The organism is Bradyrhizobium sp. CAR08 (assembly GCF_052871955.1).
The window spans coordinates 1-18,150 of the sequence record NZ_JBIXJX010000002.1 but is presented as its reverse complement, the minus strand read 5'-3'; the positions used below and the strand labels follow the sequence as shown (position 1 = coordinate 18,150).

General features: G+C 57.3%; 13 protein-coding genes. 8 read left to right on the top strand and 5 right to left on the bottom strand.

From position 1 onward, the window contains the following. Window positions 1-133 precede the first annotated feature (133 nt). The 8 genes from ACIPUD_RS03730 (at window position 134) to ACIPUD_RS03695 (ending at window position 10,013) form a co-directional block, all read left to right on the top strand. Window positions 134-1,192, top strand: coding sequence for a Gfo/Idh/MocA family protein (locus ACIPUD_RS03730; RefSeq protein ID WP_247821508.1), 1,059 nt, complete (start codon window positions 134-136; stop codon window positions 1,190-1,192). Between the two features lie 21 nt (window positions 1,193-1,213). Continuing rightward, window positions 1,214-2,716 (top strand): oligosaccharide flippase family protein, encoded by a 1,503-nt coding sequence (locus ACIPUD_RS03725; protein ID WP_446480150.1) that lies wholly within the window; start codon window positions 1,214-1,216, stop codon window positions 2,714-2,716. Between the two features lie 28 nt (window positions 2,717-2,744). Beyond that, window positions 2,745-3,266 (top strand): acyltransferase, encoded by a 522-nt coding sequence (locus tag ACIPUD_RS03720; protein ID WP_446480149.1) that lies wholly within the window; start codon window positions 2,745-2,747, stop codon window positions 3,264-3,266. 93 nt (window positions 3,267-3,359) lie between these two features. Beyond that, entirely contained in the window at window positions 3,360-4,535 is a 1,176-nt protein-coding gene (locus ACIPUD_RS03715) for a DegT/DnrJ/EryC1/StrS family aminotransferase (RefSeq protein ID WP_247411031.1), read from the top strand. After that, window positions 4,532-5,533, top strand: coding sequence for an NAD-dependent epimerase/dehydratase family protein (locus ACIPUD_RS03710; RefSeq protein WP_446480148.1), 1,002 nt, complete (start codon window positions 4,532-4,534; stop codon window positions 5,531-5,533). Before ACIPUD_RS03715 ends, ACIPUD_RS03710 begins: the two co-directional genes overlap by 4 nt. Continuing rightward, complete coding sequence (locus ACIPUD_RS03705; RefSeq protein WP_446480147.1) at window positions 5,473-6,687, top strand: DegT/DnrJ/EryC1/StrS family aminotransferase; 1,215 nt, start codon at window positions 5,473-5,475, stop codon at window positions 6,685-6,687. The genes ACIPUD_RS03710 and ACIPUD_RS03705 overlap by 61 nt, the downstream gene beginning before the upstream one ends. Window positions 6,688-6,903: 216 nt before the next feature. Next, window positions 6,904-9,264, top strand: coding sequence for a glycosyltransferase family protein (locus ACIPUD_RS03700; RefSeq protein ID WP_446480146.1), 2,361 nt, complete (start codon window positions 6,904-6,906; stop codon window positions 9,262-9,264). An 89-nt stretch (window positions 9,265-9,353) separates the two neighbouring features. Then, complete coding sequence (locus ACIPUD_RS03695; protein ID WP_247821503.1) at window positions 9,354-10,013, top strand: class I SAM-dependent methyltransferase; 660 nt, start codon at window positions 9,354-9,356, stop codon at window positions 10,011-10,013. Between the two features lie 36 nt (window positions 10,014-10,049). Here the strand turns inward: ACIPUD_RS03695 and ACIPUD_RS03690 are convergent, their stop codons facing one another. The 5 genes from ACIPUD_RS03690 to ACIPUD_RS03670 form a co-directional block, all read right to left on the bottom strand. Next, window positions 10,050-10,919, bottom strand: a complete 870-nt coding sequence (locus tag ACIPUD_RS03690) for a hypothetical protein (RefSeq protein ID WP_446480145.1) — start codon at window positions 10,917-10,919, stop codon at window positions 10,050-10,052. A 667-nt stretch (window positions 10,920-11,586) separates the two neighbouring features. Beyond that, the gene (locus ACIPUD_RS03685) at window positions 11,587-12,933 is read right to left on the bottom strand and encodes an HlyD family type I secretion periplasmic adaptor subunit (protein ID WP_446480144.1); all 1,347 of its coding nucleotides are present in this window, start codon (window positions 12,931-12,933) and stop codon (window positions 11,587-11,589) included. Between the two features lie 62 nt (window positions 12,934-12,995). Beyond that, a complete protein-coding gene (locus ACIPUD_RS03680; protein WP_446480143.1) occupies window positions 12,996-15,212 on the bottom strand; it encodes a peptidase domain-containing ABC transporter in 2,217 nt (738 codons plus the stop codon). Then, complete coding sequence (locus tag ACIPUD_RS03675) at window positions 15,190-15,525, bottom strand: hypothetical protein (protein ID WP_247821499.1); 336 nt, start codon at window positions 15,523-15,525, stop codon at window positions 15,190-15,192. The genes ACIPUD_RS03680 and ACIPUD_RS03675 overlap by 23 nt, the downstream gene beginning before the upstream one ends. A 9-nt stretch (window positions 15,526-15,534) precedes the next feature. Further along, window positions 15,535-18,150, bottom strand: a 2,616-nt coding sequence (locus ACIPUD_RS03670) for a DUF4082 domain-containing protein (protein ID WP_446480142.1), incomplete at its 5' end; no start/stop codon positions are given.

The following is an 18,150-nucleotide window of genomic DNA, read 5'->3' as shown; positions in this document are numbered from 1 at the left end:
TGCGGTCGGCGAGTTCGGTCCAACGCGACAAGCGACCCTCCCCCATTCGCCGTCTCATAATCATCAAGTTCGATCCCTGACTTCGGCCGGGCTCGATGAGACGTTGCCAGCATAGAGAGAAATGGTGCTAAAGATGTCAGATAGATCCGTCGGCGTTGGCGTTATTGGATATGGTTACTGGGGACCAAACCTCGTACGCAACTTCGCCGCTCACCCCTCCGTACGCCTGGTTGGCGTGAGTGACCTCGACCCGAAGAAGCTCGCGGCCAGCAACCGCCTTTATCCAGGAATCGCAACGACATCCTCTTATCACGATCTACTCGAGAACCCATCTGTCGATGCAGTCGCAATCGCAACGCCGGTGCATACTCACTATGAACTTGCCCTTTCGGCCCTCAAGGCAGGCAAGCACATCCTGGTGGAGAAGCCGTTTGCGCAAAGTTCGGATCAGGCCCGGGGCCTGATAGACGAGGCGGCCCGTCGCGGTCTGACGCTGATGGTCGATCACACCTTTCTCTACACTCCGGCCGTGCAGAAGATCCGCGAGCTCTTACTCAAGAAGGAGCTTGGCAACGTCTATTACTACGACAGCACACGCTCGAGCCTTGGCCTGTTCCAAAGCGATGTCAATGTGATCTGGGACTTGGCGGTGCACGACATCTCGATCATCCACTACATCTTGGCTGAAGAGCCTGTTGCAGTTTCGGCGACAGGGTCATGTCATGTGGCCGGCTCGCCGGAAAACATGGCCCACATCACATTGTTTTTCGATAGCGCATGCGTGGCCCATATCAGCGTCAACTGGCTCTCGCCAATCAAGGTCCGCCAGACCTTCATTGGCGGCAGCAAGAAGATGATCGTCTATGACGATCTTGAACCGACCGAAAAGATCAAGATATATGACAAGGGTATCACCCTGGATAGCCCTTCCGACAAAGCCCACCAATTCCGGATCGGTTACCGGGCTGGCGATATGTGGGCGCCTCACGTCTCCCCCAAGGAAGCGCTCCAAGTCGAGGTCGAGCACTTCATTGATTGCGTGCGTAGCGGCACGCGACCGATTTCGAGCGGTATGTCGGGACTGCGGGTGATCGAGGTCCTGGAGGCCGCGTCCCGCTCGATTGCCGAGCAGGGCAAACCGGTCCTCCTGAAACGGGAGCAGCGCAGGGTCCCGGAACGCGCGACGGCCTGAATCAATGGCGGGCGACATGCAATGCGCGAACAGCGCGACGGTCTCGCTATGAACTCGATACAACGTTCGATCTTGTTTTCGGCAATCGACCGCTATGGCAGCCTAGTGCTTTTCATGGTTGCGACAGCGGTCCTCTCTCGACTGCTATCGCCGGCGGAATTCGGTGTCTATGCGGTCGTCAATGCCGTTACCGCGGTGATTGGCGCATCCTTTCAGGAGTTCGGGGGCGGAAACTACCTGATTCAGAAGCGTGAATTGTCTCCCGCCAATGTTCGCTCGGCTTTCACCGTCGCGCTTGGAATCTCGATTGCGATTGCGCTTCTTCTTTTTGTTCTTGCGCGTGCGCTCTCAGATCTTTTTGCCGAGGAAAGCCTCAAGAGGGGCATCGAGGTTTCAGCGCTGAATTTTCTTCTGGCACCATTTTCCGGGACAATTTCTGCCTTGCTGCGTCGAGACATGCAATTCGGTACGTTGGCCCTTTGCAACTTCGCAGCAAGTGTGGCGGTTGCTCTGGTCTCAATCGGACTTGCGATCGCGGGATTTAGCTATATGGCCCCAGTATGGGGGGCCCTGGCGGGAAGCGTGAGTCTGACTCTGGCGCTGCTCGCCAGTCATCGAGACTTCGGCGCACTGCGTCCCTCGCTCCACGAATGCCGCGACATCGTCAGCTTTGGCCTCTATTCGAGCGGGGTCAGCGTCATCAACGTATTCTACAATCTGGCGCCCCAGCTGTTCCTTGCAAGAATTATGGACTTTATGTCCGTCGGACTGTACAGCCGAGCGATCAACCTGACGCAAACGTTCGACAAGCTCGTTACGCAGGTATTGAACCCTGTAATCATGCCGGTGATTGTCGCCAGGCGCCAAGCGGGGGACGACCTGAAGGCCGTTTATCTTGAGGCAATCGAGCTACTTTCCGCCGCGCATTGGCCGTTCCTGATATTCGTGGCCATTATGGCCCGACCGATCATCGCGATCTGGCTCGGCGAGACGTGGCTAGAGGTCGTGCCTCTCGTGCGCCTGCTCTGCATCGCCAACACGGCGCTTTTTGCAGCATGCTTGAGTTATCCCATGCTTGTAGCGGTTGGAAGCGTGCGGGACGCTTTGGTCTCTTCTTTCATCTCGCTACCTCCGTCGCTGCTTGTAATTTTTGCCGCATCCTTCTTCGGTGTGCAGGCTGTCGCCGCCTCCGCGGTTTTGACGTTGCCCTTCCAGGCGGCCGTGGCGATCTATTTTATCGGGCGGCATCTAGGCCTCAAGCCGACAGATATTACTCGCACGTTGATGAAGAGCGGTATCGTCACGGTGGTAACCGCTTTCGGCACATCCGGCTGCGCGGCGCTGACGGAAGCGGGAATGTTGACATCGCTCGGAGGTTTGGCCTCGGGCTTGGGCGTTGCGGCGCTTTGCTGGTGGCTAGGGCTGCTGATGACCGGCCACCCGCTACTGCATCATCTCCATATCGCCGCAGCTGGTCTCGCCCGTGTTGCACCCAAACTGAGGCCGTCACGTTCGGCCCTATAAGGCATTCTGGCGATTTTTGGAGGCGGAGATGCCCATCACAAGCGACGTAAAGCTCGGCAAAGACGTCACGATCTTTCATCCTGATCTAGTCAACCTGTATGGTTGCGTCGTCGGTGACGAGAGCAAGATAGGAACCTTCGTGGAGATCCAGGCGGGGGCAAAGATAGGTGCACGTTGCAAGATATCGTCGCACAGCTTCATCTGCGAGGGAGTCACGATCGAGGATGAAGTGTTCGTCGGTCATGGCGTAATGTTCACGAACGACAAACACCCGAAGGCAACGACGGCGGATGGTCGTCCTCAGCAAGCGTCGGACTGGACGCTGCAGCGCACTCGCGTCGGTAGGGGAGCTTCGATCGGCTCGAACTCCACGATTCTGTGCGGAGTGACGATTGGAGAGGGGGCCTCCATAGGTGCGGGTGCGGTGGTGACGAGAGACGTTCCGCCTGGGGCTGTCGTCGCGGGAGTGCCCGCTCGGGTATTGTCTGCGGCTGAAACGGCGGTCTTGGGCGATCGCGGCTCAGCAGAGGCGCTTCGTAAACCATTTTAAATTCCCACATAAACGGTAAGATTTAATGATTGATTAAATACAATAATGCGGGTTAAATGTATTATAATGTTGGTCCAATAGAGGACTTGAATCTTGATACCCTTCCTGGATCTGAAAGCCCAATATAGCCAGATCAAGCCGGAAATCGACGCCGCGGTCGCGAGAGTCGTCGGCAGCGGGCACTTTGTGCTCGGCCCAGAGGTCACTGCCTTTGAGGGTCGCTTCGCGGAATATTGCCGGACCGCCCATTGCCGCGCGGTGAACAGCGGAACCTCGGCACTTCATCTTGCCTTGCTGGCGGCGGGCGTCGGAACCGGTGACGAAGTCATCACGGTGTCCATGACCTTCGTCGCGACAACCGCAGCGATCCTCTACAGCGGAGCCAGGCCGGTGTTTGTCGACGTTGACCCGGTAACATGGACGATGCATCCCGGTTCGATCGAGGCTGCGATAACACCGCGAACGAAGGCGATCCTGCCGGTTCATCTCCACGGGCAGATGGCCGACATGGACTCCATTATGGAGATCGCGCGTCGTCACGGTCTGGTAGTCATCGAGGACGCCGCGCAGGCGCATGGCGCGGAATACCGCGGACGTCGCGCGGGCTCGATTGGCGATCTGGGATGCTTCAGCTTTTACCCCGGCAAGAATCTTGGAGCCTTTGGCGAGGGCGGGGCCGTCGTAACCGATCGGGCTGAATTGGCACGCCGCGTGTCATTGCTGCGGGATTGGGGACAGGAGACGAAATACAATCACGTCATTCCCGGATACAACTATCGCATGGACGAAATTCAGAGCGCGATACTGAACGTCAAGCTGAACTACATTGAGCGCTGGACGGAAGCTCGTCGTTCGCTCGCTGAGCGATACAATGCACTGCTGTCTGATCTTTTATGCCCGCGTCCCCAGCCGCCCCCGTACGCCCGTCACGTGTATCACGTCTATGCGGTCAGGTTGCCGTGGCGCGACGAAGCGCTGACGCTATTGCGTGAAGCCGGTATCGGCGCCGGGATCCACTATCCCGTTCCGGTGCATCTGCAGACTGCCTATGCAGAACTCGGTTATCGTGCCGGTGATCTTCCCGTCACCGAGATGTTGGCGAACGATTTCCTCTCTCTTCCCATTTATCCAGAGTTGCTGCCGGAACAGGTGGTCGAGGTTGCCTCCACACTCAGGAACGCGGCACTGCGGCCCAGCGAAGTGACAAGCGACCGAGCAGAGCATCCAGAGAGTCTCGTGACAAGGTCCCACAACAGGAGAGCGTCTTGATTGATCTCAAGGGAAAACGCGTTCTGGTCACCGGCGGCGCAGGTTTCATCGGCTCCCACATCATTGATCTGCTCTGCGATGAGGGCTGCATCGAGATCGTTGCCATCGACAACATGATAAGAGGCCGGCCGGAAAATCTCGGGCGCGCGCTCGGACGTGGCCCGGTGAGAGTGGTTCATGGCGACATACGCGATCGCAAGCTGATGGAAGCGTTGCTCAAGGCTGCTGATATTGTATTTCACCAGGCGGCGCTCCGAATCACTCATTGTGCGGCCGAACCACGCCTTGCCAAGGAGGTCATGGTGGACGCCACCTACGACCTGCTGGAGTTGTGCATCAAGCACGATGTTGAGAAGATCATCGCGGCGTCGTCGGCATCCGTATACGGCATGGCAGAGGAATTTCCCACCACCGAGCGCCAGAATGCGTACAACAACCGAACTCTCTATGGAGCCGCTAAGGCCTTTAATGAGGCTTTGCTGCGTACCTTCAACGATGCGTACGGGATCGACTACGTCGCACTTCGATATTTCAACGTCTACGGCGGGCGGATGGACATCCACGGCCGGTATACTGAGGTCTTGATCCGCTGGATGGAGCGGCTGGAAGCCGGATTACCTCCGATCATTTTTGGTGACGGTCATCAAACCATGGATTTCGTCCACGTCCGCGACATCGCGCGTGCCAATATCCTTGCGGCCAGGGCAAAGATCACTGATGAGGTGTTCAACGTCGGGAGCGGCACGGAAACCAGCCTGACGGGGCTGGCTACGGTGCTTGCCTCCGTGATGGGACGCCGCGGCCTGGCACCCGAATTCGCGCCGGAACGCTCCGTTAATCCGGTGCCTCGACGGCTGGCATCAACCGGCAAAGCAGAGCGTTTGCTGGGGTTCCGCACCACGGTTTCGCTGGAACAAGGGCTCGCCGAGCTCGTGAAATGGTGGCGATCCGAACGCGAACTTGGTTCCGGCTCCCAGCGGCAGGCGGCGGCATCGTGATTCCGATCGCGGCGCCGCTGCTTGCGGATGAAGAAGCCGATGCTGCGCGCGCGGTCGTGCTGTCGGGCTGGGTGTCGCAAGGCCCGGAGGTGGCCGCGTTTGAGGGTGAGTTCGCCGCACTTGTTGGCGCGCCGCACGCCTGTGCCGTCGCCAATTGTACGACCGCACTTCAGCTTGCTTTGGCAGCGTTGGGTATCGGCACCGGCGACGAGGTGATCACGGTTAGCCACTCCTTCATTGCGACGGCGAACGTCATCCGATACCAGGGCGCCACTCCGGTTTTCGTCGATATCGACCCGGAGACCTACAATTTGGATTGCGCTCGGCTGGCCGAAGCCATCACCGAGCGCACGCGTGCGATCATCGCGGTCCATCAGATGGGCATGCCGTGTGATATGGCAGCGCTCATCGCGGTGGCGCGACGCCACGGCATCGCGGTGATTGAGGACGCGGCCTGTGCCGCCGGATCGCAGATCCGGATGAACGGCGAATGGGAGCCGATCGGCAAGCCGCATGGAGACATTGCCTGCTTTTCCTTTCATCCGCGAAAGGTAATCACGACAGGCGAGGGTGGAATGCTCACCACCGCTGACGCCGAGCTTGATCGCAAGTTTAGGCTGCTACGCCAGCACGGTATGAGCGTTCCGGACACGGTACGTCACAACTCCTCGTCCGTGATCTTCGAGGAGTACGTCGTTCTCGGCTACAATTACCGAATGACGGATATGCAGGCCGCAATCGGGCGCAAGCAGCTCGAGCGGCTTCCGGACCTCGTGGCGCGACGTCGAGCGGTCGCTGTCGGATACAACGAGTTACTTGGGACACTTGAGGGGCTGCATCTGCCGCTGGAAGCCGAGTGGGCCAGATCCAACTGGCAGAGCTACTGTGTGCGTCTGTCGGACAGGCTGGACCAAAGAGAGGTAATGCAGACCCTTCTTGACCACGGCATTGCGACACGCCGTGGAATTATGTGCGCACACCGCGAAGCCCCTTATGCCCTCGAAAAACGGCATCACAAGTTGCCCCAGTCGGAGCTGGCGCAGGATCATTCGATTCTGCTTCCACTCTATGCGCAAATGACCGAGGAGACTCTTGTCTACGTAGCGAACGCTCTCAGAAGGGTGGTTAAGCCGATGCCCGCTGCCCATTCCTAGTATCCGGCCGCGGGTTGTTATCGAACTCCGCTCAATCTGTGCGTTTTGGCAAAATGCGTGCCGACTTCGTGAGGCCTGGCGATTCAGCGCCGCCGCTAGCGCGCACTAGTCGACGCACTGAGTTCGCAATGATCCGTCTGAAGATAGAGCCGCCCTCTCCTCTGCTAACAAACGCGAAGCTAACAACCATCTACAGACGACCAAACTGAGGACAAGATGGATACGTTTGGTGTAAAGCCTACACTGATCTTCTTTCAGCACAAATATGACGACAGGCTGCCTGCTTTTCTGCTCGCGCACAAACGAGAACACGTCAAGTGCTTATCGCAGTTCTTCAACGTCGTGGTCGTCGATCACGATTGTGATTACGAACAGACCTGCGATATTCATCAACCCGATCTAACCCTCTTTGAGAGCGGTGTTCCGTTTCCTACCTGCCATAAACCACGAATAAGTCACGCGCACGCGTATCCCCATATCCCGAAGCTCGGCCTTCTCAACTCAGATGCGTTCTGCTGTGGTCGCGCCGGCTTTTTGTCCGACATGGATCAATTGGGAATTTCGACTTATTTTGCGATAGCGACCGCAGCAGCCGAAAACACCCCGGCGATTTTGGATTCGTTATTTACTTGGCCCAACTTCGTCGATCCCGATATCTACCACGACTATGGTCAATGGAAGAGCATCCCCGTCCTCTTTGCGGGCAACAGCACAGCGCTGTATCCCTGGCGCCGGCGGATGACCCGCCTACTCTCGAAACACTACCCCTCCTTGATCTGCAATCATCCCGGCTATGCGCCCAAGAACACGCAGCAGCCCATAAGGGTCGGCGAGCCCTATGCTCGGATGTTGAATGCATCTTTGTTTGTGCCATCTTGCGGAACATTAGCAAAGGAAGTCGTGAGGAAGCACTTTGAGATTCCCGCATGTAACTCCTGCTTGGTAGCAGAGCCGTCCTCGGCACTCGAAGCTGCGGGCTTCAAAGACATGGTCAATTGCGTATTGGCCGACGAACATGACGTGTTGGACAAACTATCCTTTCTGTTCGACAACCAGGATGCACTTGAGGCCATCGTTCAAGCAGGATTCGAGTTTGTCCACCGCTTCCATACGATAAGGCAACGCGACCAGATCCTTCAATGGTACGAACTCAACAAAGTAGTTCAATCCCACCAGAAGATTGTCCAGGCCGGCCCGTTCGGGCCGCTTCGCCTTGTGAATGCACAGTCTAGCGGCAACGCTTCTGGTTTTGTGTGCGGTGGTTTACATCTGCAGCTCTTGCAACAGGGTGACGCACTACTCCGCGACCACGACTACGAGGGCGCGGAACGCCTTTATATGAGGTGCGCACAATACATTCCATGGATGCCTGAGCCGAAGTTGAGGCTTACGCTATGCAACCTACGCAAGGGCAATGCGAAGGCGGCGCTCTCTTGGATTTCTGAGCCGATCCAATTCACTCTTTCCGAGTACAAAGCGGTAGATCCCGATCCCGTTGAATGGGCTTACTTTATCATCGCAACCATCTGCACCGGAGATTTAGGCGAGGCAATCGAAGCCGCCAGCCAATTTCCTTGGCTCAGTCACGACGAATTGAATCGAGCACGACGCGCAACGATGATTCTCGCTAATCGGGACCCTTCACTTCCTCGCGAAGACAGCCGGCTGCCAAAACAACGACGAAGTATTCATCAACTGCCTCAATGCAGTGAGCACGCGTGGTTCATGAACCTGTGTGACATGCTTGCAGCATGCAATCGAACTGAACTGGCCGAGCGGCTGAGAAACAATTTGTATCGCGACGCTGGCATGTTGAATAATCTGAACCTCTGCCAAGTCCCTGTGCGCCATGAGAACGAGAGTAATAGTGAACTTGCCAGGGGCGCTCATCCAGCAACACCTCAACGGTCGACAAGGCACTTTAAGAGGAAGCTTCGCTCCGACAAATTACGGGCGAGCTTCAGGCAGCTGGTAAAACGCGGGATCTATAGGATTGAGGAAAAGTACGGATACTTCATGCCGCATCACCTTTCGAGCAGCAGAAACGATGAATTTTACAAGCAGATCTATGACTTGGCCCGCGGGGAGAAAGTCGCAACGGCGCTGGTTATCGGCGCGGATCAGCGATGGCGCGGAACTCAAGCACTTATAGCCGGGTTCCGTGAGCGAGAAGAACAATCACGCGTGATATGCTTGAAAATGCGTGGACGCCATGAGGCTACTGCTAACGGCCAGGCACCCGAAGAGGATCTTGTAAAATGGTATGGGCCATTACCGCTTGATTCCGGCGACCTGCGAGATCAGTTTCAGAAAGCGATAACGAGGATCAGGGAGGACAACAATATTGTACAATTTGATATCTTGCTGATTAACGGCACCGTGCGCTCTCAGGGAGAGAGTGTTTACGAGACATTACACGAATTGCTACGAAAGGCAAAGTACGTGCTACTCGACGATGTTAGTAATGTGCGTATCCATGAAGTATATAGGCGCCTGAAGAACGATGGGCGGCATCGTGTGATAGATGAGAACCCTGCTCTCCGGGACGGGTATGCTGTCTTCGAGGACCAATGCTAGGGTGCTTTTTCCGAACGTCGGTGACGACGATGCTCCTGTAGTATCATTGAACTCCACCAATGCCGGTCTCGAAATGAGTGACCAAAACAATGAACTATCACCACTGGACCCGACTTGAAATCGAGCCGCTCCTGCCCGATCAATGTACCCGTATACTCGAAGTGGGAGCCGGGGCCGGCGCCACGTTAAAATGGCTAAAAAGCCTCTATCCCACGGCTGAAACGACTGCGGTCGAGATAAACCCAGCCATGCTAGAAGAATTGAAGGTGAATGCTGATTTGGCCATTATTGGTCCCGTCGACCAAATCATTATACGGCTTAAAACCTATGACCTAATTCTTTTGCTTGATGTTCTCGAACATCTTCCCGATCCAGACGAGACCCTACGAAACCTAACAAAGCTGCTGAATCCCAAAGGCCGGGTGATCGTTTCAGTTCCCAATATTTCTCATTTTAGTGTTTCTATACCGCTCCTGGTCCAGCGCCGCTTCGATTACCGGGAGGCGGGCATTTTGGATCGGACTCACCTTAAATTTTTCGTAGAGAACACTGCCATCAAGCTCCTCAACGATGCAAACCTAAATGTTTCAGAGGCCCTTATCTCCGGAATGGAACGAAGGGCCAGAACGTTCAATTTTTTCAGCCTCGGCCTATTGCAGCACTATCTGGCTCGGCAATATATCCTGCTCGGTGAGTTGAACGACGGCGATTTCAAACAGCAGAAGGTTCGGTGGAAAATCGCGGGCTGACGGGAAGCAAAGCGTCAGTGCTACCGATACTACCGATCACAATGATGAATCGGGTCCGTTGTAACGCTTTTTGCCCTGCATCAGCGCAAGATACTCAATAGCCTTGGAAACAACCCTCGAAGTCGGACGCCAACTGCCAACGTTTGCCTCCGAGCTGAATTGCTGATCTGTTCGCGTTTTGGCAAAAGGCTTACTGCTGTCCTTCGCGTAGTTGTTAGGCAAGTGGTAGACCCAGGACCAAGATGGTGTCGTCAGCGTGCTTAGGTCGATGGGCGATACGTAACGTGCAGTGAAACCTGCTGGCGGGTTCTCGAAACACAAGCCCATTGCTGCGCGACAAGCAACATCCCACTCTGGTCGCACAAGCTTGCTCCGCTGGCGGTCAAACGAGGGTGTTTCCACGTACTCCAGCGCGAGCTCTCTGTCCAAGATGAACATCGCGTTGAATGGATAATCCAGATTGACGAACGCATACCCATCTAGATCCACCCGGGTTTTTAAGCTCAGATCAGTCACACCGACCTGATCGACCAGATACAGGTGATTGTCAGCGTCATTGTATTCGATGCGCTGAAAGGAGGGTATCAACCTTCTCTCGTTGAGTATTTCCCGATAATGGATGAAATAGCAGAGATTGTCGAAGGACAGTAACACATCATCTTCGACGTATATGAAATGAGTGTAATTCACTTTCGCTCTAAGAAACTGCTCCGCGATAAGATGCTTGTGGCCCCAAGGCAGGAGCCAGGGATCGGAAAGAGTTGGAAAGCTTTCAATCGAAAGGTTCTTGCTTGAGTTTGGACGCGCGGGAAACGGTCTGAAAAGCGGTGCACAAACGTCTCTAATCTGTTTGAACGCATCATCCCGGTCGACATTGGTGGTGATGACAATATCCAGGACTTCCACAGGATATTCACAAAGCGCTCGAACGACCTGAAAAAGATACTGGAGCCGTGACTCCCGGAAATGAAAAGTCACCGTAGCAAGAATTCGAAGCGGACGTTCAGTTACATCTCGCATACCTTTACTACCTTCAGCTTATGGGCGCCAATTCTGGCGTCTGAAAGAATTGAAATGATAGCATTTTTGGATACATTAGAAACCTATGTTGCTGTCCGACCCCATTGCGCCACGACGTCGTTCGCGCGGCCGCTCGCATGATCGCCCCGAGCCCGCTGGGAGGGGCCGAATGTTCAGTCCTGCAACAACTGATTGCAAAAGCCCGATGGTGGGCGAGTTCCGACTAATCGGCCCCAGCGTGCCAAGCCAACGGCACAATTTCGTACCTTTAGGATGAGACCTCTCCAGGAGATCGAGGCCGTCGGGCTGCCGCGAGATCGACATCCCGAGCACGATATTGAGCGTATGAAACGCATCCCTGCGCGGTAAGAATCATTTGGCTGGGCGCGCCAGTCCAGATGCCGGATATGCGCCAGCGGCCGTGTGTCGGCAGCCAGCACCGCTCCCGTCAGCGGAGAGCACAGGTCACGATTGGTAGTACATTCGGAGAACATTGCGCGTCCATCTCTACATCAAGATCCGGACTGAGCTTCATGAAACATTCCAAGCCGAGTCAGTATTCGCGGATGCTTTCGTCCAGCCCGCGAAGCAGGGGATAGAGGAAATAAGAGATGATAGTGCGCTGCCCGACCTGCATTTCGGCGGTAACCGCCATGCCGGGAATCAACTGAACGCGTTCCAGCTGCAGCCGAAGGTGCACGTCCTGCAAGTCGACCAGTACGCGATAATAGGGAGCTGTCGTGCGGCGCACACCTTCGGCCTTGGGGTCCGGTGAGAACGAGTCCTCACTGATGACCCGAACCTCACCCACGGCTGTCCCGTACTTCTGGAATGGAAATGCCTCGAACTTTACCCGCACCGGCTGCCCTACCGCGACCTGGCCGATGTCCCTCCCCTCCACGTTGACTTCGGCCTGGAGCTGCCCGTCCCGGCGAACAAGCACGAATAACGTTTCAGCCTCGCGGACCACGGAGCCAACGGTGCGGTTGGCAATCTCGAGCACAACTGCATCTGCGGGAGCCTGCAGCACGATCAGTTGCCGGCGAAGCTCGGCCTTCTTCAGTTCTTCAAGGGCACCGTCGCGCTTGCCGGTGACCTCGACCAAATCTTGATAAACGGTACGACGAAAGTCCTCAGCGAACACGTTTTCATCAGCCAGGGCCTTATCCAGACGATGCCGGTTGTCTTCGATATTGCCCCGGACGCGCGCGAGATTGCTCTCAACCTCCAGCCGCGCGTCACGCGACAACAAGAGGTTCAGTTTTGAACCGACTTGGTTAGCCATCAACGCGCTTCGCATCGTCTCGATCGACTGCATGGTCTCCAGTCGCTGAACCAAGACCGCTTCTTCGTCACGCGCTGTTTTCAGGTTGGCTTGAGCTGAAGCGATCTGCGCTTCGCAGTTCCGGATCTGGGCGTCGTAGGCGGTCCTTCTCTGTAGAAACAACTTATGCTGGAGCTGCTCGTCGTTATTGCTGGCGTTGCTGACGACGAACTCGGTTCGATCCAATTCGGCGCGGAGCCGGCCAATAGCCGCCTCGAAGGCGGCGACTCGGATGCGCAACTGGTCGACGTCAGCTTGCGAAAAGGTCGGATCGAGCGTAGCCAGCAAGTCGCCGCGCTTCACTCGATCGCCAGGCTTGACGTGAATTTCGCGGATCACCGACGTTTCCAGCGGTTGCACCACAAGGTTTGGACGCGTCGTGATCAACTTCCCCTGTGCGGTAACGATCATGTCCACTTGCGATACCGATGCCCACGCAACCGCGACGGCGATCAGCGCAACGACAAGGTAGAGCGTCACATGAGCTAGCCGTGGCGGAATTCGCTGCTCAACCTCGATTGCATCAGGCTGAAATTCTGTAACGACGCGCGGTCGCCGCGGGGCCGGGCGAAACATGGTTCGACGCCTACGCGGGACCGTATTCGCTCTCGATGTCTCACGCAGTTGTTCTACCTTGCTCATGCGAACTGCTTCGTCTGCTGATTCCAGAGATGGCGGTAGATAGTGGATTTGGAAAGCAGCCGGTCGTGGTGATCCACGTCGACAATACGACCGCGGTCGATCAAAAGGATCTGGTCCGCTTCGGCCAACATGGAGAGGCGGTGCGAAACGATGATAACGGTCCTTCCCGCAGCGAGGCGGCGCAGGTTGCGCCTAATGATCATCTCGCTCTCGGGATCGAGTGCGCTCGTCGCTTCGTCGAGAATCAGAATGCGCGGATTGGCAATGAGAGCCCTCGCGATGGCAAGCCGCTGCTTTTGTCCTCCAGAGAGGTTCGACGCCTCCTCTTCGAGCATGGTGTCGAACCCCCGGGGTAGCCGTTCGATAAACTCGTCCGCACCCGCGAGCTGCGCTGCCCTCACAACCTCCTCGAAAGTCGCATCCCGCTTTACGCAGGCGATATTTTCGCGGACGGTTCCGCGAAACAGGAAAGTGTCCTGCAGGACCACTCCAAGATTCCGGCGCAGATGGGTTAGATCCAGCTCCCGGGCATCATATCCGTCGATGCGGACCAGTCCCTGCTGCACGGGATACATTCCCGAGATCAGTCTCGTGAGCGTCGTCTTGCCGGAGCCGCTCCGGCCGACGATCCCGAAGATGGAGCCAGGCGCAATGGAGAAGGAGACTTGATCGAGCGCCGGAGCGCCTTCGGATCCATAACGGAACGAGACACTTTCGAACTCTATCTTTCCGGCGAAGTCGGGGCGCAAGCCGTCTCTCTTGCCGTCACGCTCGGCTTTGTGGTTCATCACCTCACCAAGCATTTTAACTGCGAGGGCGACCTCCTGATATTCGTGCACCATAGTCACGAGCTGGACCAGCGGTCCCGAGACCCGCCCCGCCAACATATTGAAAGCGACAAGCGCGCCGATCGTCATTTCCCTTCCGAATACGTCAAGTGCGCCCAGGGCGATGATCCCGATCGTCATCATCTTCTCGAGAAATCCGGTGACCGCCTGGGCGCCCGCTGAAATTTTCTCGACTCCGAATCGCATTGTGACCGACTGCGCGCAGCGGTCGTCCCACACCCTGCTCTGCAGCGGCTCCATCGCCAGCGATTTCACCGTGCGCATGCCATGAACAGTTTCAACTAGGAGCGCCTGCCGTGCGCCTTCCGCTTGATAGAGATCATAGAGGCGCCGTCGGAATGGCCCCATCAGCACTGCGACGACGATCGCGCTAACCACGGTGAAGGCCAGAACCACACAGGTCAGTTTGGCACTGTAGAGCGCCAGAACAGGGATGAAGACGAATAGCGACAGCGCATCCAGCGTGGTGAGGAACAGTCGCCCGGTCAGAAATTCGCGGATTCGCGCAGCCTGCTGCATATGTTTCACCAGGACGCCCGCAGAGATGTGTTCGAAGAAGGTCACGGGCAATCGGAGAAGATGACCGAATGTCTTCGTCGCAACCCGGATATCCACCCTGTTTGTTGCGTAAATCAAAAGGTAACGCCGCAGAAATCCAAATATTGCGTCAAACGCGAGCGCGGCGGCCGCGCCGGCCGTGAGCACGTAGAGCGTCGTGAAGCTCTCGTGCACAAGAACCTTGTCTATGACCAACTGAAAGAAAATCGGAAGCACGAGGCCCAGCGCGTAGAGAACGATCGCGGCAACCGCCACGTTGCCGAATAGCCGCGATTGCCGGAGAAGTTCCGGTACGAACCACCGCAGTCCGAACGTCCTCCCTGTGTCTGACGATAGACGTTCGCGTTTCAACAGGATGACCTCTCCCGTCCAGCACGCGCAGAAGCGGTCTTTCGCAACGATCAGAGGCTCGTTCTTACGGTCGGCAAGTGGATCGAGCGTCGCGACGGTCTCGGCACCGGCACCCTCCGCTCCGGCGCCAAGGATAACAATCCAGTTCTCATTTGTAAGCCGAGCAATGGCCGGATATGCCTCTCCCAGACGACACAGCGCACCCCAATCGAGATGCGCAGTTTTCACCCGGAGTCCAGCCTCGCGTGCCATGCGCAGCAGCAGGTCTGTCGAAAAGCACTTGCCGTCAACGGCATAGGTGTGGCGCAGGCGATCCACGGGCAGGTCGATGCCGTGATGAGCAGCGACTTTGGCAAGGCATTCCAGCGCGGTCCAGGCAGCCGACTGCGGCGCTTCGGAAGAAGTCGCCACCGCCGCCTCCGGGGCGGGGCTTTCAGCTGAAATTACTTGAGACATTCGGCGACCGTGCGCTGTTCATCACGGAGGGACCGCGCTCCACGGGCGCAATGTTGTGCGGAGGCTCCGCCGATGTGCTCGGCTGGCCGCGCCGCACCGCCCCAGCATCGATCAGGCCCTGCAGCGCGTTCTGCATTACTTCAACCGAGTTCGCGAAGGACTCCACCGAAAAGATCAGCCTCTGGCAGAAGGCCTTCTTGGGCGCGTGATTGGCGTCTCGCTCCGTGGGCGAGAAACTCATCAGATCGACGCGTACGATCGACCCACCGATTGTGATCTCGTCCACTCCATCGGTATAAATCTCGGCGTGCATCTATGGCTCCTATGCTGCGAGCTGCGGCCTGAAGATGACGTCGACCGCATAGCTGGTGGAATTGAAGGTATTGGTCGGGAACAGGCTGCCGGTCCCGTAAGCGTACACGCCATTGCCACCGCTGGACGCGGACGACGGTGCGGTCAACGGCCCGTTGGTGACCGAACCAGCAAAGAGATTTGGATCTGCGGAGTAGCTTCCCGCAGTGTGGTAGGAAGCAATGTAGGTCGTTCCCGCCGCTATCGTCACGGGCGCACTGAAGTTGACCTGCTGCCAGCCGCTCGCTGTCTCGTTGGTAAAGGTAGCAGTGGCCAGTAAGGTGCCAGCGCTGCTCCAGAGATCGGCGACGTGCGTGCCTGTATTGTTCGATCCTTTGTAGAAGCGCAACCCGACAATGTCGCCTGCCGTGGAAGCCACGAATTTCATGCCAAGTTCCACCGAGTTTGGATCATTGACGGAGACAATGCTCGGCGTTGGATTCGAGCTGAACAAGCTCACGGTGCTGGACGATGCCGCCTGAACCGTGACGCCTACCATTGCGCTGGCCGTACCGCCACGGCCATCCGAGATAGCGTAGTTGAATGAAGCCGGTCCGGTATAACCGTTGGTCGGGGTGAACGTCACCGTGTTGTTTTGTACGTTGAAGCCGGCGGCGCCGTTGACGCCTCCGCTGACGCCCGTAATCGTCAGGATGTCGCCGTTTGGATCTGTGTCGTTGGCGAGCAATGCAGTCCCTGCAATGGAAAGTGGGGTGTTTTGGCTGGCATTGAAGCCGCTGTCATTGTTTGCGACTGGCGATTGGTTGGCACCACCGCCAGAGCCGTTGAACACGACGTCGACCCAGTAGTTCGTGGCGTTGAAGGTGCTGGTCGGAAACAGATTTCCGTTACCATACGTGTAAGCGCCATTGCCGCTCGCTGGAGCCGTCAGCGGCCCATTGCTGTGCGCAGTGGTGAAGTAGCTGGGCGTGGCGGTGTAGCGACCGTTGCTATGGAAACTAGCGACGTAGGTGGTACCGGCCGTGATCGACACGGGACTGCTGAACGTGACGGTTTGCCAGCCGCTGCTGGTCTCGTTACTGAACGTGGCTGTCGCCAGCAGCGTACCCGTGCTGCTCCACAATGAGCCGGAGTGCGTACCCGTATCACTGGCACCCTTGTAGTACTTGACCCCAGTAATAGTACCTGTAACGGACGAGGTGAATTTCACACCAAGGTTGACCTGTGACGTGTCGGAACTCGACAGCACTGACGGCGTATCCGAGCTCGAGAACAAGCTGACGGTTGATGCAGTGGTCGTCACGGTAATATTGAACGTCTCGCTCGCAGCGAGACTGCCGAGGTCGCTCGCCGTGGTGTTGATACTGACCGTCCCCACGTTTGCGGATGTCGGTGTACCGCTGAAGGTGCGGGTCGAGGCATTGAAGCTCAGCCAGGAGGGCAGTCCGGTCGCTGAGTAAGCGAGCGAATCTCCGGAATCGACGTCGGTGAAGGTGCCTGCAGGCAGCGTCAGGGAGAACGCCGTGCCGACCGTCGCGGTCTGGTTGGCGGTCTGGCTCGCCAGCACTGGCGCGTCGTTGGCGCCATGAATGGTGACGGTTAGCGTGCTCGACGATGTCGCACCGGCGGCGTCGTTCATCGTGTAGTTGAAGGCATCGGTCAGCGTAGTGGTCGAAAGCCGCAAAGCCTGCACAGCCGCATCGGTTTCATTAACGGTATACGTGAACGCACCGGCGGCATTGAGGACCAGGTTGCCGTGCGCGCCATTGAGGGCCGCACCGAGTGTACCGGAGGTCGAGCCGAAACTAACCGCGGTAACCGTCTTGGTATCGCCAGCGTCGGGATCGGTATCGTTGGTCAGCACATTGCCTGTGCCGGGCGAGCCGGCCGTGCCGTTGTTGATACCGCCCTTCTCCGTGGCGTTCGCCGTGTCCGCGACGGCGGTCGGTGGCGTGTTTGCAGTGGTCGTCACGGTAATATTGAACGTCTCGCTCGCAGCGAGACTGCCGAGGTCGCTCGCCGTGGTGTTGATACTGACCGTCCCCACGTTTGCGGATGTCGGTGTACCGCTGAAGGTGCGGGTCGAGGCATTGAAGCTCAGCCAGGAGGGCAGTCCGGTCGCTGAGTAAGCGAGCGAATCTCCGGAATCGACGTCGGTGAAGGTGCCTGCAGGCAGCGTCAGGGAGAACGCCGTGCCGACCGTCGCGGTCTGGTTGGCGGTCTGGCTCGCCAGCACTGGCGCGTCGTTGGCGCCATGAATGGTGACGGTTAGCGTGCTCGACGATGTCGCACCGGCGGCGTCGTTCATCGTGTAGTTGAAGGCATCGGTCAGCGTAGTGGTCGAAAGCCGCAAAGCCTGCACAGCCGCATCGGTTTCATTAACGGTATACGTGAACGCACCGGCGGCATTGAGGACCAGGTTGCCGTGCGCGCCATTGAGGGCCGCACCGAGTGTACCGGAGGTCGAGCCGAAACTAACCGCGGTAACCGTCTTGGTATCGCCAGCGTCGGGATCGGTATCGTTGGTCAGCACATTGCCTGTGCCGGGCGAGCCGGCCGTGCCGTTGTTGATACCGCCCTTCTCCGTGGCGTTCGCCGTGTCCGCGACGGCGGTCGGTGGCGTGTT